Origin of the sequence: Rhodococcus sp. NBC_00294, from assembly GCF_036163995.1 — a bacterium.
Taxonomy (GTDB): domain Bacteria; phylum Actinomycetota; class Actinomycetes; order Mycobacteriales; family Mycobacteriaceae; genus Rhodococcoides.
On record NZ_CP108044.1, the window covers coordinates 87,398 to 108,383 of the forward strand.

Here is a 20,986-nt window from a genome sequence, read left to right on the forward strand (position 1 = left end):
GTGTCGCTCCTCTGTGGTGGCGTCCGCTCATCGCTCGATGGATCTGCTGCTGATATTCAAACAGCAGCTGTCCACAGTCGTGGACCGACCGTGGTCCTCGTGTGGATGCCCGAGATTTCCCGGTCGCTGCGCTCGATCTCAGGCACCCACAATCGGGGTCGGACCCACCACCGGGGACAACCGCCGGCCGCGCAGCTCTCGCGGCCCGCTGGGGAACTCGCTGCGCTCGTCCTGAGCGTCTTTCACGGCGACCCGCTCCGCACGCTCCACGGCTCGCCGTCGTGCCCCAGGCGGAGCAAGCTATTACTTGGGTGCCCTAAACCTGGCGGTTTCAGCGGGCCCCTGCCACACTGGGCGTGTGGGTCCCCGGTCGGGGTCGCTGCGCTGGGCATTCGGGACGGTTCGAGACGTGAGGAGCGGGTGGTGAGCGAGAGCAGAGCGGGGTGGCTGCGCAGCCGGCAGTCCAACGTCGTCGGCGGCCGAGTGCACCGGCATGTGGTGAAGCTGACCGACGAGCAGGAACTCGCCGTGCAGGCCGCTGCTCGAGTGCAGGGTGTGACGGTGGCGCGGTTGCTGGCGGACTCGGCGCTCAAGGCTCCGCGGGCGTCTGTTTCGCGTGAGGATCTGACGGAGCTGTTCGCTGTCACCAAGCTCATCGCGGCGCTCGGCCGTAATGTCAACCAGCTCGCGAAGGTCGCCAATGCGACGGGGGAGTTGGCGCCGGAGACGGAGGCGACGCTGGCGTCGGTGCTCCGTGTCTTCGACCGGATCCGCACTCTGCCGCGGGAGCTGACCGGCACGTGATCCCGAACATCACGCGCGGCGCGAAAATGACGGGACTGGTGTCGTACCTCGCCGGTCCCGGCAGGTCGAACGAGCACGAGAACCCGCACATCGTCGCCGGCCACGAGAGCGTGATTCTGCGTGCACCGACCGGAGAGCTGTCGCACGCCGAGGCAATCGAGCTGGCGCACGAAATCGACACAGCTCGGGTCGTGTTCGGCACCGAGGTCTCGTACACGAACCGCCGCCGGATGAACGCGGCGATCGACGATGGCACGCCCCGGTCGGTGGCGCTCGCCGACGCCACCAGTGACCGCAACGTCTGGCACTGCTCGCTCTCGCTCAACCCCGACGAGGGGGAGTTGTCGGACGAGAAGTGGGGCGCGATCGCGGGCGACTTCATGCGCGAGATGGGCTTCGACGACCCGGAGTCTCCCCGCCCGTCTGCGCGGTGGGTGGCGATCCGGCACGGCAAGACCACCGCGGGCGGCGACCACATCCACATCGCCGCATCCGCCGTCCGCGAGGACGGCACGAAGGTCGACACCTTCAACGACTTCAAACGCGCACAGGCCGCGTGCAACGCCCTCGAACGCACCCACGGATTGGTGGTGCTGACGTCCCGTGAGAACGACCGCGGCACCCGCGGTGTCAAGCCGGCGGAAGCAGCTCGCGCCACCCGCACTGGGGCGTCGGAGACGTCGCGGGCACTGTTGGAGCGCAGGGTGCGCGCGTGCGCGACAGCGTCGAAGACCGAAGCGGAGTTCGTGCGCAGACTGCGCGCCCAGAAGGTGCTCATGCGCCCCCGCTACGACACCGGAACCACCGGCACCGTCGTCGGATACTCGGTCGCCACCACACCCACGGCCGCCGAGCGAGCCGCCGGTACAAAGCCCGTCTGGTACGGCGGCGGACGGTTGGCGAAAGACCTGACCCTGCCGCGACTGCGCGACGAATGGGACACCACCGGAACCGCGCCGCAGGACGCGGCAGCGGAGTGGTCGGCCGCCCGCCGGGGTACTGCGGTGACCATCACCACCGGGCGCGAACGCACACCGCTCGACCCGGAACTGATTGCGCGCGCAGCGGAAGACATCGGCAAGTGGAACACCTACCTGACGTCGATCCCGATTGAGGACACCGCACAGTGGGCGCGCGCAGCCGGACGCACCGCCGGTGTGTTCGCTGCATGGTCAGCGCGCACCGAGCCGACACCGGGACCGTTGGCGAAAGCGGCAGCGGCGCTGGCGCAGTCCGCGCAGATCCCGGCGTACCAACGCATCACGCCTGATCCGGAACGGAGGCATGCGGGCGGTGCTGCGTTGATCATGATGCAGGCGGCGCTCGCGACCCGCGGCGGTGCCGCCGCGAACGCACTGCTGCTGCGCCAGATGATGCGGACGATGGAAGCGTTCGCCGACGCCGAACGTGCCGCCGGCCATGCCCACCAGGCGCACACCCTGACGCTCGTGCGGGAACGAGAACTGACCACGCTGCACGAACGCCTACTCGTTCGAGTCGGCTCTGATGATGCCCATTCCGGTGGTGCGCCGACTCGGGTGACGCGGCGCATTGCCATGCCACCCGAGGCGGGGGAGATCGACAGAGCGGCTCGACGCGCCGCAGGCGAAGATATCCCGCAGCCACCGGCCGCGCGTCGAACCGTCATCAACGATCTGCCCGCAGAGGAACGAGACGAGTTATTGGCAATGCTCGAACGGGGCCGGGCGCAGGCAGTGGATGAACGGCGCGTGCGCAGGGGAGTGGCGGGCGACGGCGCTCACGGAGCCGGCACTTCACTGTCTGATCAAGAGCGTGACCAGGGTGAGCCGGAACGCTAGCGGAGTCCCACAACGTTCACGACGTGCAGGGCACTGATGTTGGTCGGCGAGCGTGTGGACAACACGCAGTTGGCAGGTGGAGGGGCCCTGAACATGAGTGGCTCGCCCCCGCCCGTTGTGCTTCGGCCCCGCGTTCTATCAAGACCCGGAGCGCGGACGCTCCAAATAAGCATTGCACTTATAAGTGCAACCATGTATCTTCGGGTCATCGACAAAAACGAGCTAGGAAGGGCGCAGATGAGTACCGCACTTGAACGTGATGACCGGACTGTTCTGTCCCTGAACGAGCACGAGGTCGAGCAGGCGAAACAGTTCACCAGCAGTGTTCCGGCGGCTATCGGCGGCGTCTTGGTCAGCGATCTAGATGACCGAGGTCATCAGACGCCCATGCCGACCGAGCTCGCTGCGATCGTTCGGCAGGTCCTGGAGGTTGTCAGCCGCGGCGGCACGGTGACGGTCGGAAGTGTCCCGAAAGAGTTGACGACCACGGCGGCTGCAAAGCTCCTCGGGGTGTCACGGCCCACTCTGATGAAACTCATCTCTCAGGGCGACATCCCGAGCCACAAAGTTCGTTCTCACACCCGCGTCTTGAGCGAGGACATCATGGATTACAGAGACGGTCAGAGGCAAGCCCGGTTGGCTGCGTTCGAAGAGATGCGTGACCTCGAAGACGAGCTCGGACTCGAAGAAAACTGACGCAGCTCGACACACTCCAACCGCCAAGCCCCATCCCTCCCGTACTTGTACAGTCCTCACCATGAGCATGGGTACGGGAGGAATGGGCGTTCTCGTCGATGCCAATATTCTTCTGTCCAGAACTCTCCGTGACTGGACTCTGCTGCTCTCCTGGCTGCCGAAGCCGAGTGGGATGTACGACGTGATGTGGACCGAGGATGTCATCACCGAGTACACGTATCACCGTCGTAAGAAGCTCCCCTTCGCCTCCGACCGGCAGTTGACCGATGTTCGTCGCAAGCTGTTCGACATGTTCCCGGCCGGCCTCATCTCAGACTTCGAGATTGATCCAACAGCCGCTTACAAGGACCCTCACGATGCTCACTTACATGGTGCAGCCATCCATGGCGACGCCGACATAATTCTGACGCAGAACGTCAAAGACGTTCAGTTTGCGGATGATCTGCCATATGAGGTCTACACGGCTGACGACTTCTTCCTGCTGATCGACGACTCGTCGCCCGGAACCGTCCGCGAGGTCCTTGAGTATCAGCTGACGCACTGGGTCCGGCAAAAGAACAAGCATCCTGAGCTGGACCATCCGACGCTCCCTAAACGCCTCGAGAAGGCAGGAGCCCCTGGCTTCGCGGACCGGGTTCTGAGTCACATCAGACAAACGGAATTCTCCATTCCGCGGTTGGGCGCGAGCTAGCGAGTGCCTCGACGAGCGTGCCGACAGTTACCGAAGTCCCGGAGGGAGTAGGGGTACCAGCCGCTGGCGTCGACGAGCATGTCCAGGACATTGGCGGCGACGATCGGCTGTTTGGGGACGGCTGCGCTTCACACCAATCGAGAGGTCACGTTCTGCAGTGTGCGGTGCGCTGCGTCGAGCACCCGCAGCCGCAGTGAGTGTTTTACCTCGTTGCGTTCGCTGACGATGCGGCGCCATTCGGTCTGAGGTTTGGTCAACGTTGGACGATGGTCTGCGGTGGCGGTCTCGGACTCGTAGCTGCAGTATTTCCCGGTCTTCGCCTCGGAATGTTCGAGGCGGTGAGGTGCGAGGAGGTAGCGCAGCGGTGCGGGGACACCGCGCCCGCCTGGGTGTGCGACGAGGCTCACGAATTGGGCTAGTAGTGCGGCGCTGACGCTGGCGGAGAGAGCTGCAACGTTCTGGCCGGCAGGTGTCTGCCTGCCGGACTCGGCGATGTAGGTGGGATCGTCGAGTAGGCCCTGCATGTCGAGACTGAGGTCGCCGAGGTCGAGTTGTCCCAGACACACCATGCAGGGGCGCTCAGGTACGAGAGTGTGGGCGCGCCAGATGCCGCCCCGTAGCCTGCCGTCCGCGAAGGTGTCGAGGGCGATGCCGCCGTCGATTACGGGGATCAGGTCGGCGTAGGCGGTCTGGTTGAGAACGGCGCGCGGCCAGGGCCGGTCGACGCAAGAGAAAATCAGGTCGTAGTCCAAGGCGGCTCGAAGCCCGGTGGGATCGGTGATGTCTACCTCATGCACGACGGGATGAAAGTTGTTGCCGGTGGCTGCCGAAGTCATGAGACGCGCGGCGACGGCGACTTTTGCTCGGCCCAGGTCGGCGTCGAGTCGCGTGGCGCCAATCATGCGATCCAGATTGACGGGCTCGACGGCGTCGAAGTCCATGACGCCGACTTCGAGTAGCCCGGTTGCGGCAAGGCGTTGCGCGACGTCAAGACCAACGCTGCCGGTGCCGACGACCAGAACACGCAAGCGGGCGATCGAGGCCTGTGCGGAGTCGCCCCACGCCGAGATGGTGCGCTGCTGTGACGCGGTCGGCTGAGGCGCAGGCATCAGAGCGTCGTTCCACGTCACGGTCAATCTGTCCGATACGCAGCGCACCGACTCCGCCCAGCTTGGGCGGATGCCGTCGAACCAGAACCGAGCTGACCATCCGGCGTCGCGGCCTGCGAGGGTCATGCCGAGCAACGGCATCTTCGTGTAAGCGCGCGCGACACGTTCGTAATCGGCTTCGGTGTCGTGGTCGGTGATGCTGAGGCCCTGCCATCCGCGGCCACGGGGATGGGAGTGCAGCAGCACCAATCCTTCACCGCGCGTGCGGGCCTCGGCTGCTGCGCGCAGGACGTAGGCACTGGTGAACGAGGCGTTGCCGTGCACCAGCCGTTCACCGTCCCGCGGCGGGATCACGGTCTGCACCACGGCAGTCGTGCGCCGCACACCGGTGGACAATAGATAGGTGGCGGCGAGGACGTCTTCCTGCCCATCGTCACGGACCAGGTGCTCGAGCATTGCCGCATGTACTGCGCCCGTTATAGCGACCGAATATCGCATTGCGTGATCCTTCTTTGCAGAGTCCGTCTTGCTGTTCTGTTCCGTGGGTTTTCAGTCGTGGGCTAAGCCGCGGGCGAAACTGCCAGCGACAGCAAACCGCGAACGTGACTCAGCCATGCCTGGGCCGGAGGGATCGAGGTGTCGGTGAACGCAAACTCACGGGAATGCCGCCGCCATCCGGGTGGGCAGTCAGTGGTGTCGCTGTTGGTTGTCTCGAACACCACGGCGTCGGGAAGATGCACCCAATGCGGCGGCGCCTGCGGCCAGGCTTGCACCTCCGCCAGGCTGACACCGGTCGCCACCCACTGTCCGGCCCATGCGCCGCCGACGGCGAGGACGTCGAACAGCAGGCGTCCATGCTCGGCGCGCACCGTCGCCCCAACGGCGGTCATGTCATCAGCGAACCGGCGCGCAGGAGAACCAGGTGGCGGCAGATCCATCACGCGACAGGCCCGGCTTGCTTGGCGGTGACGAACTCGTCCCCGTGGTGGATGGTCACCACCTGGTCGCCGCTGAAGACTTCGGGATTTCCGGCAGCGTTGACGCGAGCCAGGTCGTACTTGGTCGGGTCAACTCCGGCCAGCCGCAGCAACGCAGCAGCGGTTTGGTCGTCGTCCCAACTGGTGTGGCGTTCGCCGTCGATGGTGAAGCGCACCTTCCGCCGGGTGCGGAATAGTCCGCCGTCGCGCAGGTTGACGATCTGCACGTCTTCGATGTGCGTCTCGACACCGTGCTTGTCGACGACGAAGAGGTCGAATTCTCTCGGGTCACGACCCGCGAGACGCACCAGGGATGCGGCGTCCTGGTCGTCGTCGGCGGTATCGAACTCGGCGTCGTCGATGGTGACGGTAATGAGCTCAGGCCGCCGCGAGTCCCGCTTCCGCTGGTTGTCCTGAAGATCTGTCATCGCTGTTTCCTCCTGGAACGCTTCGGCGAACTCCCGTACGAACTCCGCCCCACTGCCGAGGCACCTCCGGTTTCCGGCTGTGCTCGACAAGATGACACTAGCACAACGGCCGATCACCCAAGGGGTGATGAGTCACAGTCGAGTATCTGGAGACGTTGTGCGTCGGATACCTGTCGCATGGCGGTAGGTTCGAAGACGGCATTCAAGTTATCGGCCAATGGGTGATGGGGAAGAGGCGATGGAACAGGACTACCTGGACGAGGGGTTGCGCCGCCTCGCCACGGATCCAGGTTTCCGACCGGCGGGTTGGAGTGACCTCGAGATCAGGGATTTTCGATGCCTCATTCAGTGCGCACGAGCCGCCTACGTCGAAACCGACCTGCGGAACATGCGCTCGCTGCGTATCGAACCCCACGGTTCCGGTGACCCCAGGCGGGCCCGGGCGACGTTGGGTTCGGGCCGCGTTATTGACCTCACGTTCGAGTACTCCGGGAACCACGTTGCTGTGGTCTTCGGGGTCGCGACAGTAGAGATGGAACCCCAGCGATGAGCAACACCGCACACGACGACTTGCTACCGATCGACCAGACACCTGTCGGCGAACTCTTGGGCAGGGAGCTGGAGTCTCGTGGATGGTCCCAGGCCGACTTCGCGACCGTGATCGACCGCCCGACCCAATTCGTATCCGAGATCGTCACCGGAAAGAAGGAGATAACTCGGGAGTCGGCCGCTCAGATTGGTGCTGCCCTCGGGCAGTCGCCGGAGTTCTGGCTGAGGCTGCAGGACCAGTACCTTTTGGCCCGGCAAGCGACGAATAAGGCGACGCAGGCGAAACTTGGCGATGTACGCCGCCGGGCTCGGCTGAATGAGCTCGCGCCCATTCAAATTTTGCAGAAAAGAAAGATACTGACGGGTTCTACTCTGGACGAGCTGGAAGCTGAGGTGTCAAGCCTGTTCGGACTCACCTCCATAGATTCTCAGCCCGAGATCGCAGCAGCGGCCAAACGCGCGAACGCCGGCGAAGGCATCACCATGCTGCAGCAAGCTTGGCTCGCCTGCGTGCGCAAACAAGCCAGAACGCTACCTCCCCAGGGGGAGTACTCGCCCGAAATGCTGGCCAAGCTCGCCGCGTCCCTTCCTCGGTTGGTGAGAACAGCGGAGGACTTCGCGGCGCTGCCTGAGCGACTGCGCGACGCCGGCGTCCGGCTGGTGTACGTCGAAGCGCTACCCGGCGCCAAAATCGACGGGTGCGCGATGTTCGTAGATGGCTACCCCGTCATAGGAGTATCTGGGCGCGGCAAGCGCCTCGACAAAGTTTTGTTCACCTTGCTCCATGAGATAGCACATATTCTCCGCGGACACGTCGACGACGGCCCGATTGTCGAAGATTTGGACGACAGTCACGCACAAGAGTCGAACCGGGAAAGGGAAGCCAACGACAGCGCCGGCACATGGATATTTCCGGGCGGGCACCCGGTGGTTCCCTCACGAATCAATGCGCCGTGGGTCGAACAGACTGCGACAAAACTCGGCCTCGCGCGTATCGTGCTGATTGGTCAATTGCAGAAACGGGGCCGATTGGACTGGCGGACGACACTGGCCAAAAATGCCCCGTCAGTCAGCGATGTCCTCCCACGCTGGGAATAGCCATAGTTTTTCACAGTGGGAGTCGGAAGATGCGTTCACGCATGCTGGATCCGACTTCGTGGCGCACCGGGGTGCCCGGTATCTGGTCGGTCGAGGGCAGCCATGCGGTGTGGATTGATCACGCGGGTGCCGCAGCGCACCGGACCTACTCGGCGGGAACGGGTCGTCGACGCGCAGAGCAACGTCTCGACCTTGAGTGAAATTGACAGGACACGAAACGGGTTCAGAAGCAACGCTATTCGGCGAGTCGTCTTCGTGCTTCCCGATTGGGCGGCTGGTCCACCATTGCCGTGCTGGTTCTTCGCGTAGGCAACTAACTCATCGGTTTGTTTTAGGTGGTATGTGCCAGTTGGATCGGTTGCGCTTGTTGTGACTTGCCCTTAAAGATGTTGTGGCGACCCGGCATTTGGGACCGGCGTCGTCCCTCTGAGAGAGCAGCGTTCATGACGATCTTTGCTCGGCCACCACGGCCGAAACCGATGTTCTCCTCGACCCCGCGGGCGGTTCTGACCGCCGGCATGATCGCAGTCCTGATGGCCACCGGCGGGGGAGTGGTGGCCACCGCGCAACCGTCCACCACCCCGGCCGCACCGACCAGCTCCGCGCCGACGGCGTTGCAGCAGCAGCTACCAGCACCAGTCGACCCGTGCGCTATCACCACGGCACCGACCACCACGACCACGACAGCGGCCCCGTCCACCACCACACCAGCGACGCCGACCTCGTGCACCGAAGCGCCGTCGCCCGCACCGGCCACCTCGCAGGCACCCACCACAGCGTCCGAGGCACCGGGAGTCGCTGACGTGCCGGCGCCTGCACCGTCAAGCGCTACGACGACCATCGCAACAGCGATCCCTAGCGCTGAGGCCACCGAGCCAACCCCCGAGGTCAAGCGAATCCCGTACACCGGACTGCCGACGGAGAATCCGCACAGCACCCTCGTCCCGGGAAAGATGCGGTCGGATCGGGAGGAATGGCCCGAGGGGTACACGAAAGAGCAGGCCGACCAGGCCGAGATTGGGGAAGCGTTGCTCATCGCGAAGCAGCGCACGTCCCGAGCTGCAGTGACGTGCCAGAGGTACTGGCCGACGAGCTTCGACGTGTGCGGCGCTATCCGCGACAAATACAACTCGCTCGGTGGTGTGAGCAGCTTTTTGTGGCTCCCCACCAGCGGAAACATCGTCAACCCCGGCGGAGCAGGGGAACGCGTCACCTTTGTCAACGGGCCCATCTACTGGTCCGCGGCCGGCGGAGCGCATCCCGTTGTCAACAGCTTCCTCAACCGCTGGGGCAACCTTGGCTACGAAGGCGGATGGCTGGCCTACCCCACCACCGACGAAGTCCTCCTCCCGGACGGAGGCCGTCGGCAGGAGTTTCAGGGTGGAGCCGTCTACGTCGCATTTCAGAACGCCATTGGCTCCGCCATCCGCAACGGACCGATCCGCGACAAGTGGAACACCATCGGCGGTAACGCCCCCGGCGGTAGTCCGCTCGGCTACATCACCGGTGACGAAATCGGGATACCGGACGGGCAAGGACGCATGGCTCGCTTCGAACGCGGTGTCATCTACTGGCACCCCACGCACGGGGCGCACCCCGTGACGGGCCTCTTCTTGGAGCGATGGGCATCTCAGGGTTACGAACGGAGTCGATATGGTTACCCAACATCAGACGAAATTAGAGACGAGTTCGAACCCGGAAATATAACGCAATACTTCCAAACCAATAAGATGCGTCTTGAACTTGCGACCCCGGCAGCCGGGCAACACACCAAGACCTTCCAGCCGCAAGACCCCAACTACATTAAAAAGGATCGGTACGCAACGTTCTCCGGACAAGTCAGTTACAACTTTGATCCGGAGATTGAAAACGGCAAGTATTTCTATCCGATGGCGTGGGGGCAGCAACTCAACGAATCCGCCCAGGCGCTCGGTGGCTCAAACCTCATGGACTGCAAATCCTACCTGAACAAGTTCGGACAGATTCAACAGTATAGCGATAGTCACATGCAGGTTCCTATAAATTACTTTTGGCACTCCACTATTCCGAAGAACACGATCGGTGCGCAGTATGATTTGTTCGGCTACTGTAGCTTCGAAACCCTCAGCGGGGACTACACGTACTATCAGTTCAGTTTTGCCTACCAGGTTTTGGACTACAACCTGCCGCCTCCAACAGGAGGACGATCTGCAGAGGGCCCCGGTGTCGACGCATTCGAATCGGACCTTACAACTGAGTGAGGAGGTGAGCGAACATGCTTTATCCGCTTGATGAAGAGTTTGACGAGGACGTGCCCCCAGTAATAGCACGTGCATGTCGTACGGTGGGCCAAGATCTCGTGACCCGTCCGCCTGTGGCCAAAGACATTCTTCGATGGGATATCACCGAAGCTCCGGAGATCGGTGGCTGGATGGTTGGCCTACGCATCAACAACACAGGCCACTCGGTTGGAATCAGTGTGGACCAGGTGACAACTCCTGAAGCGATCATGCGGGTTGCCGAAGCCGTTCAGGAACTCTTTCTGGACGAACGTCTGGAATGGCCGACGGAACAGGGCACATTTTTGGTTGCGAACGACATGAAGGATGTTCAGGAAGCATGTTGGACAGACAGGAGAACAGGAGCAGTAGTTGCCAAGATTGGTCACCTCGCGCCTACCCCTGACTGATGAAAACGCTCCGGGTCGTCGAGTTGTAGTTGCACTTGGGTCTCGACGCGAAGGGCGTTGATCGAGGGTTCCATAGTCGCGCTCTGCGCAGCAACGAGGTGGCGTTCTGTAGCGGGGTTCGCTGATGGGGTGCCCCCGGCCGACAGGCCGGGGGCTTTCTCGTTTCCGGATCTCGCGGTTGGCCGTCGGGTTGGCGCGATGAGCCTGGTCAATGTCGGCTTAAGCAGCACCTATGTCATAATATAAATTATCGGCAATGAATATCGTTACTTTCAGCAAGGCGCGGGAGCCTGTTTTACGACCCAATCGCGACGACGTCTCGTGTGATTTCGAGCTGCCGAGGTGTTCCGCGAGTTCGGACGACTGCGCGGGCGAACTTCTGAACTGTTTGTTCAGAACTGAACGTATTCGTTGGATGTGCGCATGGCTGTTTCGTACCCCGGAGTCTGTGGCACCTCTGCCACCAGGTGCCCCGCTGCACCTGTACACGGTGCGTAGGTCAAGCAGCGGCCTGCGCACTGTGCTCGCTCTTCCGATGTTCCTATGTGGTGCTTCGGTCGTCTCTTTATCAACTGACGTGCGCTGCCGGGCGCGTGAGAACGGCCCAGGGCAACACGGCCATCGACGGGTCAGCGTGGTGTGCGGGTGTGCACGCTCATGAAGACCTTCCCGAATCGGTCCTGGTCGACTCGTCGGTCCATTCTTGTTCTGCGATGTCGTGCAGCAACTGCTCGCACAACTGTCTCACCGGGACGTTGGTGTTCTGTGATTGCCATGTGAGCAGGTCGAATGCTTTCTCCTCCGACACCCCCAGCAGCAGTTGGAGAATGCCCTTGCACTGCTCGATCGCGGCACGGGTCTGCATCGCCTTGACGTAGCCGTCGACTGTGCCCTGCAGGGTCGCGACTCTGGTGGCGGCATGCAGCGTGCTCTCGGCGGCGATCACATAGATCCGCAGTGCCGCCTCATCGAGGCGGTCGAACCCGTGATCGCCCCGGCTGTAGAGATTGAGCGCTCCGACGTGGGTGTCGTCCACCGTCAACGGCGCTGACAAGAAGCTGCGCATCCCGAAGTCGGCCTGACCGGCCCAGAACCGCGGGTAAAGAGCCCTCGCCTGCGCCCCGGTGACGCGCACGATGTGCCGAGTAGTCGCCGCTTGCGGGCACGGGCCCTCCCCGCTCGCGTACTGGACATCGTCGATCCGGGTGACGACCGGATCGGTAGCTGCAGCGGTGCACAGGATCCCCACTGTCGAGGATCCGGCCGAGCCTTTCGTAGAATTGGTGTCCCGCAATCCCGAATGTCACGAGGATCTCGTCGTCGGGACCGCCGCCGTAGGGCAACCACCGACGTGCGTACTCGATCATCCCGCGCAGGTTCTCGGTCTGGTTGCTGCCCACCGGACCATGATCGCGCCCGGCGACCGAGGGCGCCGGTCAGTGCGCCGAGTCGACACCGTCCGTTCACCGCGGCGCCACCTGAGTCACGTGCGCGGGGGGCACTCTTGCATTCGCCGCATCCCGCCGGCCAGCTCGAACCGCCGCCACTCAGGAGTGCTCCGATGTCCTACATTGTCTTCGACACCCTGCTCCCCTACCTCGGCGAGCACGCCGCCTCATATTGGGCGCAGTTATTGGTCATCGACCCGATCTGACGCGAACCGTTCACGGACGCGAATACGTCGCGGTCATCCATTCATCACTGTTCGTTCACCGGCGATCGGTACCAATGAACGGCATTCCTGCCTCGACCACTCGACCACCACGGGAGCTCCCATGATCACCGACCTCGCCAGCTTCGTCGACTTCCTCGGCGCCCTGTCCGACATCTTCGGCGGCGCCGGCGACTTCCTCGACGGACTCAGCTTCTTCAGCTGATTCGGCGGACCTGACCACCCGACATCGGGCACGATCAGGTCCCTGAAACGACCACAGTGCACGGTCCCCCTGACCTGGGTGACCGTGCACTGCTCTGTGTCGGTGCGGCGTCAGTACACAGCGGAGCGAAGCGCCTGACGAGCATTGCGCTCAACGAACAGCGGAACGAAGTCTCGAACCGCACGCCCCTCGAAGCGGACGTACTCCGCGGCCACGGTCTGTTCGATGTCGTGTCGACTCACCCCGGGCAGGGCGGCGGTGAGTCGATCCTGCACCGCCGCGAGATGCTCCGATTTATTGGTGGTTGTCATCTGTTCAGAGTCGACCCATGTCACCACTGAGCCAATGTTCCGGCCATATTGTTCGCACAGGTAATGGTCACTCCGCGGCCAGCGAGAACCTGGCGCGCAGATTCTCCGACTGGCGGGACAGCTCCCGCAGCGTCCGCTTGTGGGCCTTGAGCTGCTGCTCGTGCCACAGACCGAGTGCTGTGTTGCCCCGGGCCCGAGCTTCGGCGGCGAGCCTGGCGCGCATCATCGAGCTGCGCGGCCACGGCCGTCGTCTCCTCGATCAACGCCTGAAGAAACACCCGTGCCTGCGCCACGTCCGGATCTTCCGCCACCTGTAGCTCCACTTCGATTCACTGGTGCGCCCTGCGCGACCGTCGACGCTGCCGAATCCCGGCCGAGATGAACCGTAGCGACACTCACGGGCACTGCAGTCCACCGGAGCCGCTACGCCTCTGCGTCGGCACCGCCCCGGCCGACGCAGAGGCGTGCGGTCGCGTCATTCGTGCGGCTGCGCCGTGATGACGACAGCGTCGACGACAGTCAGTCCCTCGGTCGTGTCGAGGGCGGTGAAGTCGGTTCTGCCGCAGCGGGTGCGCGGCAACGCCGGCCGGTACCCGAGACCGTCGTCGTTCACCAACCACACGGCGACCACCGGAACCGGGTAGTCCCCCGAGCAGAAGAAGAACCGGTCGAAGGTGACCTTGGGGGACCGTCGGTCGAACGCCGCCTGCACGGCCGCGACGTCGCCGGTGAAGGTGGTCATCCGCACCCGCGTCACCTCCTGGTCGACGATCAACGCCTCCGCCGGTTCGCAGCGCACGACGGCGACGGTGTCGAAGCCGGGTGGGCGACTGCCCGTGTCGTGCTGGGGGTCGAGGATCGCGCCCGCAGGCACCCCATGCAGGTATCCGACGCAGGTGGGCTCGGAGAGCGGCGCCGCAGGCGGGCGAGGAGCGGGCCAGCCGATCACGCCCATGACACCGACGATCACGATGGCCGACGCGATCGACCGACCCCACCGGCGCATCGTCCGACCGTACCGACCAGTCGACATTTCAGCGGCGTGGACCCAGTCCGGTGGCAGCGGGGTGGGACGGATCTCGGTCATCGACGTCCACCCTGCCCTGCCGCGGCCGGCGCCTTGACGCAGGCCGAGCGCGGGCCGAGCGAATCGCGTATGGCCTCTTGGTAGGCGGCGCTGTCCTCGCTAGGTTGCCGCGGTGACGCGGCGGTGCAGCCGACGATCCGACACGTGTCGACTCGCGGGAGGTTTCCGAGTGGAAGATGCCTCATTCGGCGAACAGGGAACGCAGTTCGTTCGGCAACTGCCATGGCTGCGACGACGTGACGGCCATCATTGACTCTCAGTCAGGTGCGAACGAGCGGTCATTCATCGCCAACCTGCGCGGGTACCGCAACGGAGGCGGGTCGGCTGGTCCTTCCCGGCCTACGGGGAGATGAACAGATGATGCCGGATCAGGGCTCTGTCGGTTGCGGACTGCGACTGTCCTCGATCGCAGGGGCTCGCAGGTGTGAGCATCGAACCGTTCGTACTCCACGTTCCCTAGCACGAGATCGACCTCCTCCACAGTCGGTTGGAGCACACGCGGTGGCCGGCGCCGCTTCCCGGTGACTCCTGGGGCACCGGTGTGCCGGTGCAGTACCTGAAGCATCTCGCCGGCCTGTGGCGAACCGACTACGACTGGCGGGCCCGCGAAGCACACCTGAACGCGTTCCCGCAGTTCACCACCAGCATTGACGGCACACGCATCCACTTCGTCCACGTCCGATCCCCGCACCCCGGCGCCCTGCCGCTGATCCTCACGCACGGGTGGCCCGGGTCGGTGTTCGAGTTCCTCGACATCATCGACGCGCTCACCGACCCGGCCGACCCCGCCGACGCCTTCGACGTCGTCGTCCCCTCACTGCCCGGGTTCACCCTCTCCGGCCCGACACCCGAACCGTGGGACCCCGACCGCATCGCAGCGGCGTGGGTGAGCTTGATGACCGAGCTGGGGTACGACCGGTTCGCGGTGCAGGGCGGCGACCTCGGCGCCGCGGTCTCCCCCGCGGTCGCACGGCACGCACCCGACCGGGTGGGGGGCGTGCACATCATTGGCTCGCAGACCTTCACGGCGCCGGAGTCCGTCGACGAGGCGACGCTGAGCGCACTGACGGATCTCGAGAGGGACCGGCTGGCCCGAGTCGGGGAGTTCATGCGCACCGAGTACGGCTACATCGCGGTGCAGTCGACGCGCCCGCAGACCCTCGCGTACGGGTTGACCGACTCCCCTGTGGGGCAGCTGGCGTGGATGGTGGACAAGTTCGCGGCGTGGACGTGGCCGATCAGCGCACTGCCGGAGGACGTGCTGGGTGCCGATCGGGTGCTCGATCACGTGTCGCTGTACTGGTTCACCGGCACCGCCGGTACCAGCGCCTACACCGAGTACGCCACCTCGGCGTGGGGACCGGCTCCGGAGCCGTTCGGTGTCCCCACCGGGTTCCTGCAACTCGCGCACGACACCGGCAACACTCGTGCCTGTACATGTCGACGGTGCCACTTTCAGTCCCAGTTCATATCGCTGCGCAGAATTCTCCCGTAGAAACTGACACCGCCCCACGAATCGGTGGAAGGCTTTGAATGCAGGCCCGGTGTCAATGCGTGCACGGATGATCAGCGACTCCCTTCGCAGCCTGTTCCATGTGCGGCGAGAAAATTGTCGACGAGGCGTCTGCAGTCGTCGGCATCGATGGGGCGCAGACCCGTGAGGCGTGAGAACACTATCGGGCCGAGTAGTTGCAAGAGCGCGAAGGTGGTGTCGAGTTCGCCGAGCGCGGCGCGGGCGTCGGGGGTCGTGAGGATTTGATCGAGCGATTGCCGGTATTGCTCTATGACACGGGCGCGGAGTGATTTGACCGCTCCGGGGTCGAGTTCATGGTGCCTGGCATCGCTGCCCCTGATCGATCCCATGGCCAGCCACGCCAGTGTGGTCATCTGAACCGGCGCCTGTTCGATGAGGTCTGCCTGGGCGGTGAGCAGCGATATCAGGCGGTCGCGCACCGATCCGTCTTCGGTAGGCGAATCCACGGGAGGAAGTAGACGCTCGAAGGTGGCGGCCAGCAACTGTGTGGTACTTCCGAAGTGGCGGTACAGGGTGGCACGGGCGACCTTCGACATCCGGGTGACCGCTTCGACCGTGACGGCCTCCACGCCGCCCGTGGTCAGCAGTTGACTGGCGGCATCGAGCAACCGCATGCGTGAGCGCTCTAGCCGGGGATCGACGGGATCGAGAGGATCGGCCATGTGCGGCATTCTCCTCTCACCACGTTCCGGTCGTCGACGACCTGCGTATCCTGTCATGCCCCGGCGGTGTGATACCAATGGTCTTGTACCGATACTGCTAGTTCCATTACAGGAGGCGCTCCGGTGGGCGAATGTGGATCGACTCATATCGGAGCGACGCGATGGACTCGAGCTCAGTGGTGGATGCTGATTGTGTCCTGTATGGCAGTGGCCCTGGTGGTGGCCGCGATGGCGGCCCTGTACTCGGCGCTGCCCGAGATCGCTGTCACGACAGGAGCGACACAAGCCCAACTGACCTGGATCGTCGATGGCTACACGTTGGTGCTGGCTTGTTTGGTGCTGCCAGCAGGAGCCATTGGTGACCGCTACGGCCGTCGTGGGGTCCTGATTGCCGGGCTGGCACTGTTCGCGTCAGCGTCGGCGCTACCACTGTTTCTCGACGACCCTGTGTGGCTGATCGTTGCTCGTGCGTTCGCGGGAGCGGGGGCAGCGCTCGTCATGCCCTCGACCTTGTCGATACTGACTGCGGGGTTCCCGTTTGCGCACCGTGGCCGTGCTGTGGGGGTGTGGGCCGGAGTCGCTGGGTCCGGTGCAGTTCTCGGAATCCTCGGCGCCGGGATTCTGCTGGAGCGATGGTCGTGGACCTCAGTGTTTGTCGGGCTGACCGCAGCGGGGGTGGTGCTGGCTGGATTGGCGTGCACGATCGCCGAGTCTCGCCAGGATGAACATCCTCCGGTGGACTGGATCGGTGCGGTGACTGTGGCAGTTGCGGTCGCCGCGATCGTCTTCGCCGTGATCGAGGTGCCGGCTCGTGGCTGGTTGGACCCTGTTGTCGCCGTCAGTGCCGTGTTAGGCACCGTCGCGGTGGTGGTATTCGTGGTGATCGAATTGCGTTCGGCAGCACCGCTACTCGATGTTCGATTGTTTGCTCGCCGTGGCTTCGGTGCCGGCGCTCTATCGGTGTCGGTTCAGTTTCTGGTGACTTTCGGGGTGTTCTTGCTCCTGGTGCAGTATCTGCAATTGATTCTCGGGTACGGGCCACTCATTTCCGCCGTGGCGCTGACGCCGATGGTGGTGCCGCTGATCGTGATCTCGGTGATCGCGCCATGGCTGTCGGGCATCGTCGGACTTCGGATCATGACTGTGGTCGGCCTGGGCGCGATCGCCACGGGACTGGTGATGGTGAGTCGGTTGACTGTCGCGGCGCAGTACATGGATCTGCTGTGGCCTCTGTTGATCATGAGCGCTGGGCTGGGGTTGTGCACTGCCCCGGCGACTTTCGCTATTGTCGCCGACACCCCCGAGGCCAAGCACGGGGTCGCGGCCGCCGTCAACGACGCTGCCCGCGAGATCGGTGCTGCTATCGGAATTGCCGTAGCCGGCAGCGTGCTCGCCGCTGGGTACAGCGACCGCATCCAGCCGGCTCTGCCCCAGCTGCCTGAAGCTGCTCGCGGTCCAGTCGAGGATTCCCTTGCCACGGCCCTGCAGGTTGCTGATCGTGCAGGGCCGGTGGCTGAGCCGCTGGTCGACTTCGCACGAACTGCGTTCGTACACGGCAGCGGACAAGCCACGCTCGCACTGGCGCTCATCACGGCCACTGCGGCCGTCGTACTGGCATTCTTCGCCCCCGGCCCCAGCAGCCCCGTTTAGCGGCCTGGCATGCAGGAGCAGGCAGCGAGACTGAGAAGCAGCCCGCGCGATTGATGCAAACCGCGCCCCCGGGGTCATCGTGAATGAAATTTCAGCACATGCCCGAGGTGTCATCCGGGGCCGAACACTCGAGGCCTCGAGCATGTGTGTGACGGAGCGGGAGTGCCTCCGATGAAGCGAAACCGGGCCGGATCATTGTCCGTCCGAACAATGCTCACCCCTGAGATCGGCCTGCGACCGCACAAAGTGGTCGAGTTCGACCACGATGAACAGGGCCGTGGCGGTGGCCACAGAGCGACCCTCGGAATCGTTCATCGTGGCCGTGAGATCCAGCTTGCGGCCGACTCGGCCTCTTACCCCTGCGCGCAGGACGTACGGGTTGGCGAGAAGTACTGGTGCACGGTAGTCGATCTCCAGGCGGCGCGTTACGGCGAGTTCACCAACGGTGTAGAGCAGGAAACCGAAAAGATCGTCGAGAACGGTCGCGACAGCCCCTCCGTGAGCTATCCCGGGAGCTCCCACGTGACGCTCGTCGAAACGGTGGTGAGCGATGACGCCGTTCTGCTCACGCTGCACCGCCAACTGATGTCCGTGCGGGTTCGCCGGACCGCAACCGAGGCAGTGGGGGTGGTGAGGCGGCAACTCCATCGTGTCGGCTCTCGGGACCCGAAACGCGCTGACCCAGCTCTCGATGTCGGGACCTGCCGACCCGGCGACCGGGTCCCCGAGATTGTCCATGTTCATGCCTCTCTGTTGATGACACTATGTCGTGCAGCCCAAGTCGCCGGTCTACCTGCCGTCGGAGAAGACGTGCACCGGCGGTGTCCGAACTGTCCGCCCCGACAGCGTGTCGAGTCAGGCGTGCGTCTCGGCCGGGGCGCGTCCCGCGCTTCACGCAGTAACCGGTCGACGACTCACAGGTGCCCGCAGCGACGCAGTCGCGACAACGGCCTCTAACGGAAGTGACAGCTTCGCGACGATCGGTTCACAGGTCTCGGTGGACGAGACCCCTGATCGTGGTGCCCGCCAGCGGTCTGTCATTCGCTCGGTGTCCGTCGCGCGCTGTGTTGCTCCGTCCACATCGAGCCTCCCGCGTGGTCCGTGGCAACTAGTGACCGTGAGGCAGCCTCCAGGGCGTCCACGAGCGCGGATTCGAGTGCGGGCAATTGGCTTACCGTTGTGGCCACCCTCGCAGCGCGGACCTGTGCGTCGACACCACGGTCCCTGCATGCACAGGCAGTCTCGGTCCATACTTGAGCGCACCGACCGGCCGCGGCAGCGAGATTCGCGGTCGCCTCGTTTCCGGTCAGGCGTGCTACCTCCTCGCATCCGTCGGCTAGTAGCCGGCGAAACAGACCGCCCCCGGTACCGGCTTTCTCAATGAACATACTGAGGCTGAACAGCAGGATCTCGAGGTCGTACACCGGGAGATCAACCCAGCCCCTCACGTCCTGTACCAATCGGTCGACCGCGACCAATCCTTGCTCCTGGGCCTCTGCCAGATCCGCAATTCCCGGTCTCGTCGGGTGGCGCATACTGACAGCGGACTGAGCGAAAGCCTCGGCCGCAACGGTCGCGATGTCAGGCAGTCTGTCCGGCCAGGTGATGCGGAAGGTGCAGTGACGAGTCGGTTGTGGAAAAGACGTGGATGAGCGTGCTCGCGCCAGGGCTTCGAACGGGATCTCCTGCACGTCGGCTCGGTCGTTGTCGACGACCGTCACCGTTCCCTCGGATTCGTCATAACCGATCACCACGATGTCGTGCCGGCTCATCTGTAGCTGAACTTTCAGGTAGGGCAGTTCCGCGATGTCACCCCACACCAAGGTGGGTCTACCTGCGTCGATCTCGTCTCGAACCCACGACCACCCCTGACGAGGATCGTCCGTGGTGAGAACTTCGACTTGTCCTCCCAGCCTGCGTGGCAGGTCGATCTCGAAATCGGCACCTCTGCCCACCAGGTACACAGGCGGAACAAGGCCATCCGATCGCAGGTAAGACAATCCCAGATCTCCACCGAGCGCGAACACCAGCCCTTCAGCGGGTGGTCTGCCCCACCCCAAGCCGTGCCAGTGCAAGAGGTCGCGCATGGCACCAGAACCACAGTGTCCACCGATCTGGTGGGGGTAGTTTTCGATCAGTCCGTGTGACATGTCAGTTCCTCTTCGGGTCGACATCGGTCGATGCAGATGGTGGACGCCGGCACGGTTCGTCCGATGTAACCGACGGTGCCGGGACGTCGGGCTGGGGGCCGCCGCCCGGGTCCGCGGCGGAATCAGAGACGCCGCGAGCGCATGTGAAGATCAGCGGTCCGTAGGTGTGCCGAAGCACGGTCAGAACCGCGCTCAAAGGCAGGTCATCGAAGACGCCGCGTTCGCGCACATACTCCATGTGTCGAGCACCGTCGGCGGTGAAGGGGTGCAGCAGGGCATCATGCCTGCCGTCGAATTCCATTGCCGGGACCCCGAATCGATCGCACAACTCGCTGTTGAACGCAGGCGTGGCCTTGAGCCACCTGCCCTCTATGTAGAGGCGACTATAACCGTGGTAGACGAACAGGTCCGTGCCCGTTGAAGTGCGCAACGCGTCGGTCTGCAGATGATTTCGCACGTCGGCGAAGCCCACCAACGCCGGAATTCCTACCGCGCGGCACACTGCGGTCAGCAGTACTGCTTTCGGAACGCAGTAGGCGCGACCCGTCTCAAGGACGAAGCTTGCGCGATAGTGGGCCGGATCGTCCGAGATGGCATAGGGGTCGTACCAGATCTGGTCGCGGACGGCCGCGAAGAGCCGCTTCACTTTGTCCCGGTCGGTGCGCGCCTCCCCAACTGCGGCGGCGGCGAACGCCTGGACGGACTCGTGGTCGATGTCGAGAAACTTGGTTGCCCCCAAGTACGATGTCGACGCCTCGTTCATGCAGACCTGCTGAACGAGAGTGCCGGCGAGGTGATATCTCGACGGAGCCTGTCTCTCTGGTACAGCTGCGGGAAGCATATTGACGTCGGAGTCCGGACCGTTCCCGCTTCGT

General features: G+C 64.0%; 21 protein-coding genes. 10 read left to right on the forward strand and 11 right to left on the reverse strand.

What is annotated here, in order from left to right:
* The first annotated feature begins 423 nt into the window (after positions 1-423).
* From OHB23_RS22220 to OHB23_RS22235, 4 genes are all read left to right on the forward strand, one after another.
* Positions 424-804: a plasmid mobilization protein gene (locus OHB23_RS22220; protein WP_222647610.1), complete on the forward strand. Its 381-nt coding sequence runs from the start codon at positions 424-426 to the stop codon at positions 802-804.
* The gene (locus OHB23_RS22225) at positions 801-2,624 is read left to right on the forward strand and encodes a relaxase/mobilization nuclease domain-containing protein (RefSeq protein ID WP_222647611.1); all 1,824 of its coding nucleotides are present in this window, start codon (positions 801-803) and stop codon (positions 2,622-2,624) included. Before OHB23_RS22220 ends, OHB23_RS22225 begins: the two co-directional genes overlap by 4 nt.
* Before the next feature lie 192 nt (positions 2,625-2,816).
* Positions 2,817-3,320, forward strand: a complete 504-nt coding sequence (locus OHB23_RS22230) for a helix-turn-helix domain-containing protein (RefSeq protein WP_261776378.1) — start codon at positions 2,817-2,819, stop codon at positions 3,318-3,320.
* A 61-nt stretch (positions 3,321-3,381) separates the two neighbouring features.
* The gene (locus OHB23_RS22235) at positions 3,382-4,011 is read left to right on the forward strand and encodes a PIN domain-containing protein (RefSeq protein ID WP_222647612.1); all 630 of its coding nucleotides are present in this window, start codon (positions 3,382-3,384) and stop codon (positions 4,009-4,011) included.
* A 128-nt stretch (positions 4,012-4,139) separates the two neighbouring features.
* Here OHB23_RS22235 and OHB23_RS22240 read toward each other — a convergent pair whose 3' ends face one another.
* The 3 genes from OHB23_RS22240 to OHB23_RS22250 all read right to left on the reverse strand — a co-directional run bounded on the left by OHB23_RS22240 (position 4,140) and on the right by OHB23_RS22250 (position 6,525).
* The gene (locus tag OHB23_RS22240) at positions 4,140-5,618 is read right to left on the reverse strand and encodes a ThiF family adenylyltransferase (RefSeq protein WP_222647613.1); all 1,479 of its coding nucleotides are present in this window, start codon (positions 5,616-5,618) and stop codon (positions 4,140-4,142) included.
* A 62-nt stretch (positions 5,619-5,680) separates the two neighbouring features.
* Positions 5,681-6,010: a hypothetical protein gene (locus OHB23_RS22245; RefSeq protein ID WP_222647614.1), complete on the reverse strand. Its 330-nt coding sequence runs from the start codon at positions 6,008-6,010 to the stop codon at positions 5,681-5,683.
* 47 nt (positions 6,011-6,057) lie between these two features.
* Entirely contained in the window at positions 6,058-6,525 is a 468-nt protein-coding gene (locus OHB23_RS22250; RefSeq protein ID WP_222647615.1) for a hypothetical protein, read from the reverse strand.
* 546 nt (positions 6,526-7,071) lie between these two features.
* On the opposite strand from OHB23_RS22250, the gene OHB23_RS22255 reads away from it, so the two are divergent.
* From OHB23_RS22255 to OHB23_RS22270, 4 genes are all read left to right on the forward strand, one after another.
* Positions 7,072-8,172 (forward strand): XRE family transcriptional regulator, encoded by a 1,101-nt coding sequence (locus tag OHB23_RS22255; protein ID WP_222647616.1) that lies wholly within the window; start codon positions 7,072-7,074, stop codon positions 8,170-8,172.
* A gap of 41 nt (positions 8,173-8,213) precedes the next feature.
* Positions 8,214-8,372, forward strand: a complete 159-nt coding sequence (locus tag OHB23_RS22260; protein ID WP_222647617.1) for a hypothetical protein — start codon at positions 8,214-8,216, stop codon at positions 8,370-8,372.
* A 243-nt stretch (positions 8,373-8,615) separates the two neighbouring features.
* Positions 8,616-10,412, forward strand: coding sequence for an LGFP repeat-containing protein (locus OHB23_RS22265; RefSeq protein WP_261776379.1), 1,797 nt, complete (start codon positions 8,616-8,618; stop codon positions 10,410-10,412).
* A 14-nt stretch (positions 10,413-10,426) separates the two neighbouring features.
* Entirely contained in the window at positions 10,427-10,840 is a 414-nt protein-coding gene (locus OHB23_RS22270; RefSeq protein WP_222647618.1) for a hypothetical protein, read from the forward strand.
* Positions 10,841-11,495: 655 nt separating this feature from the next.
* Here OHB23_RS22270 and OHB23_RS22275 read toward each other — a convergent pair.
* From OHB23_RS22275 to OHB23_RS22290, 4 genes are all read right to left on the reverse strand, one after another.
* Positions 11,496-12,089 (reverse strand): GAF and ANTAR domain-containing protein, encoded by a 594-nt coding sequence (locus OHB23_RS22275; RefSeq protein ID WP_328811722.1) that lies wholly within the window; start codon positions 12,087-12,089, stop codon positions 11,496-11,498.
* Positions 12,090-12,827: 738 nt separating this feature from the next.
* Positions 12,828-13,028, reverse strand: a complete 201-nt coding sequence (locus OHB23_RS22280) for a three-helix bundle dimerization domain-containing protein (RefSeq protein ID WP_222647720.1) — start codon at positions 13,026-13,028, stop codon at positions 12,828-12,830.
* Positions 13,029-13,095: 67 nt separating this feature from the next.
* A complete protein-coding gene (locus tag OHB23_RS22285) occupies positions 13,096-13,254 on the reverse strand; it encodes a hypothetical protein (protein WP_222647620.1) in 159 nt (52 codons plus the stop codon).
* Positions 13,255-13,503: 249 nt separating this feature from the next.
* Entirely contained in the window at positions 13,504-14,034 is a 531-nt protein-coding gene (locus tag OHB23_RS22290; RefSeq protein WP_222647621.1) for a hypothetical protein, read from the reverse strand.
* 547 nt (positions 14,035-14,581) lie between these two features.
* On the opposite strand from OHB23_RS22290, the gene OHB23_RS22295 reads away from it, so the two are divergent.
* On the forward strand, positions 14,582-15,610 hold the full coding sequence (locus tag OHB23_RS22295; RefSeq protein WP_308115844.1) for an epoxide hydrolase family protein: 1,029 nt from the start codon (positions 14,582-14,584) through the stop codon (positions 15,608-15,610).
* A gap of 71 nt (positions 15,611-15,681) precedes the next feature.
* Here the strand turns inward: OHB23_RS22295 and OHB23_RS22300 are convergent, their stop codons facing one another.
* Positions 15,682-16,311 (reverse strand): TetR/AcrR family transcriptional regulator, encoded by a 630-nt coding sequence (locus tag OHB23_RS22300; RefSeq protein WP_222647622.1) that lies wholly within the window; start codon positions 16,309-16,311, stop codon positions 15,682-15,684.
* A 201-nt stretch (positions 16,312-16,512) separates the two neighbouring features.
* Between OHB23_RS22300 and OHB23_RS22305 the strand changes: the two genes are divergently transcribed.
* Complete coding sequence (locus OHB23_RS22305; protein ID WP_261776381.1) at positions 16,513-17,961, forward strand: MFS transporter; 1,449 nt, start codon at positions 16,513-16,515, stop codon at positions 17,959-17,961.
* Between the two features lie 192 nt (positions 17,962-18,153).
* Here the strand turns inward: OHB23_RS22305 and OHB23_RS22310 are convergent, their stop codons facing one another.
* The 3 genes from OHB23_RS22310 to OHB23_RS22320 all read right to left on the reverse strand — a co-directional run bounded on the left by OHB23_RS22310 (position 18,154) and on the right by OHB23_RS22320 (position 20,874).
* On the reverse strand, positions 18,154-18,699 hold the full coding sequence (locus tag OHB23_RS22310) for a PaaI family thioesterase (RefSeq protein WP_222647708.1): 546 nt from the start codon (positions 18,697-18,699) through the stop codon (positions 18,154-18,156).
* A 299-nt stretch (positions 18,700-18,998) separates the two neighbouring features.
* On the reverse strand, positions 18,999-20,111 hold the full coding sequence (locus tag OHB23_RS22315; protein ID WP_222647624.1) for a BtrH N-terminal domain-containing protein: 1,113 nt from the start codon (positions 20,109-20,111) through the stop codon (positions 18,999-19,001).
* 1 nt (position 20,112) lies between these two features.
* A complete protein-coding gene (locus OHB23_RS22320; RefSeq protein WP_222647625.1) occupies positions 20,113-20,874 on the reverse strand; it encodes a transglutaminase-like domain-containing protein in 762 nt (253 codons plus the stop codon).
* Between the last annotated feature and the right edge of the window lie 112 nt (positions 20,875-20,986).

Excerpts from the sequence above, each read along its gene's own strand:
- OHB23_RS22290 (WP_222647621.1), bottom strand. The coding sequence starts at position 14,034 with ATGCGCCGGTGGGGTCGGTCGATCGCGTCGGCCATCGTGATCGTCGGT.
- OHB23_RS22315 (WP_222647624.1), bottom strand. The coding sequence starts at position 20,111 with ATGTCACACGGACTGATCGAAAACTACCCCCACCAGATCGGTGGACAC.
- OHB23_RS22310 (WP_222647708.1), bottom strand. The coding sequence starts at position 18,699 with ATGGACAATCTCGGGGACCCGGTCGCCGGGTCGGCAGGTCCCGACATC.
- OHB23_RS22255 (WP_222647616.1), top strand. The coding sequence starts at position 7,072 with ATGAGCAACACCGCACACGACGACTTGCTACCGATCGACCAGACACCT.
- OHB23_RS22270 (WP_222647618.1), top strand. The coding sequence starts at position 10,427 with ATGCTTTATCCGCTTGATGAAGAGTTTGACGAGGACGTGCCCCCAGTA.
- OHB23_RS22285 (WP_222647620.1), bottom strand. The coding sequence starts at position 13,254 with ATGATGCGCGCCAGGCTCGCCGCCGAAGCTCGGGCCCGGGGCAACACA.
- OHB23_RS22320 (WP_222647625.1), bottom strand. The coding sequence starts at position 20,874 with ATGAACGAGGCGTCGACATCGTACTTGGGGGCAACCAAGTTTCTCGAC.
- OHB23_RS22230 (WP_261776378.1), top strand. The coding sequence starts at position 2,817 with ATGTATCTTCGGGTCATCGACAAAAACGAGCTAGGAAGGGCGCAGATG.
- OHB23_RS22250 (WP_222647615.1), bottom strand. The coding sequence starts at position 6,525 with ATGACAGATCTTCAGGACAACCAGCGGAAGCGGGACTCGCGGCGGCCT.
- OHB23_RS22265 (WP_261776379.1), top strand. The coding sequence starts at position 8,616 with ATGACGATCTTTGCTCGGCCACCACGGCCGAAACCGATGTTCTCCTCG.
- OHB23_RS22305 (WP_261776381.1), top strand. The coding sequence starts at position 16,513 with ATGGCAGTGGCCCTGGTGGTGGCCGCGATGGCGGCCCTGTACTCGGCG.
- OHB23_RS22300 (WP_222647622.1), bottom strand. The coding sequence starts at position 16,311 with ATGGCCGATCCTCTCGATCCCGTCGATCCCCGGCTAGAGCGCTCACGC.
- OHB23_RS22280 (WP_222647720.1), bottom strand. The coding sequence starts at position 13,028 with ATGACAACCACCAATAAATCGGAGCATCTCGCGGCGGTGCAGGATCGA.
- OHB23_RS22260 (WP_222647617.1), top strand. The coding sequence starts at position 8,214 with ATGCTGGATCCGACTTCGTGGCGCACCGGGGTGCCCGGTATCTGGTCG.
- OHB23_RS22240 (WP_222647613.1), bottom strand. The coding sequence starts at position 5,618 with ATGCGATATTCGGTCGCTATAACGGGCGCAGTACATGCGGCAATGCTC.
- OHB23_RS22245 (WP_222647614.1), bottom strand. The coding sequence starts at position 6,010 with ATGACCGCCGTTGGGGCGACGGTGCGCGCCGAGCATGGACGCCTGCTG.
- OHB23_RS22235 (WP_222647612.1), top strand. The coding sequence starts at position 3,382 with ATGAGCATGGGTACGGGAGGAATGGGCGTTCTCGTCGATGCCAATATT.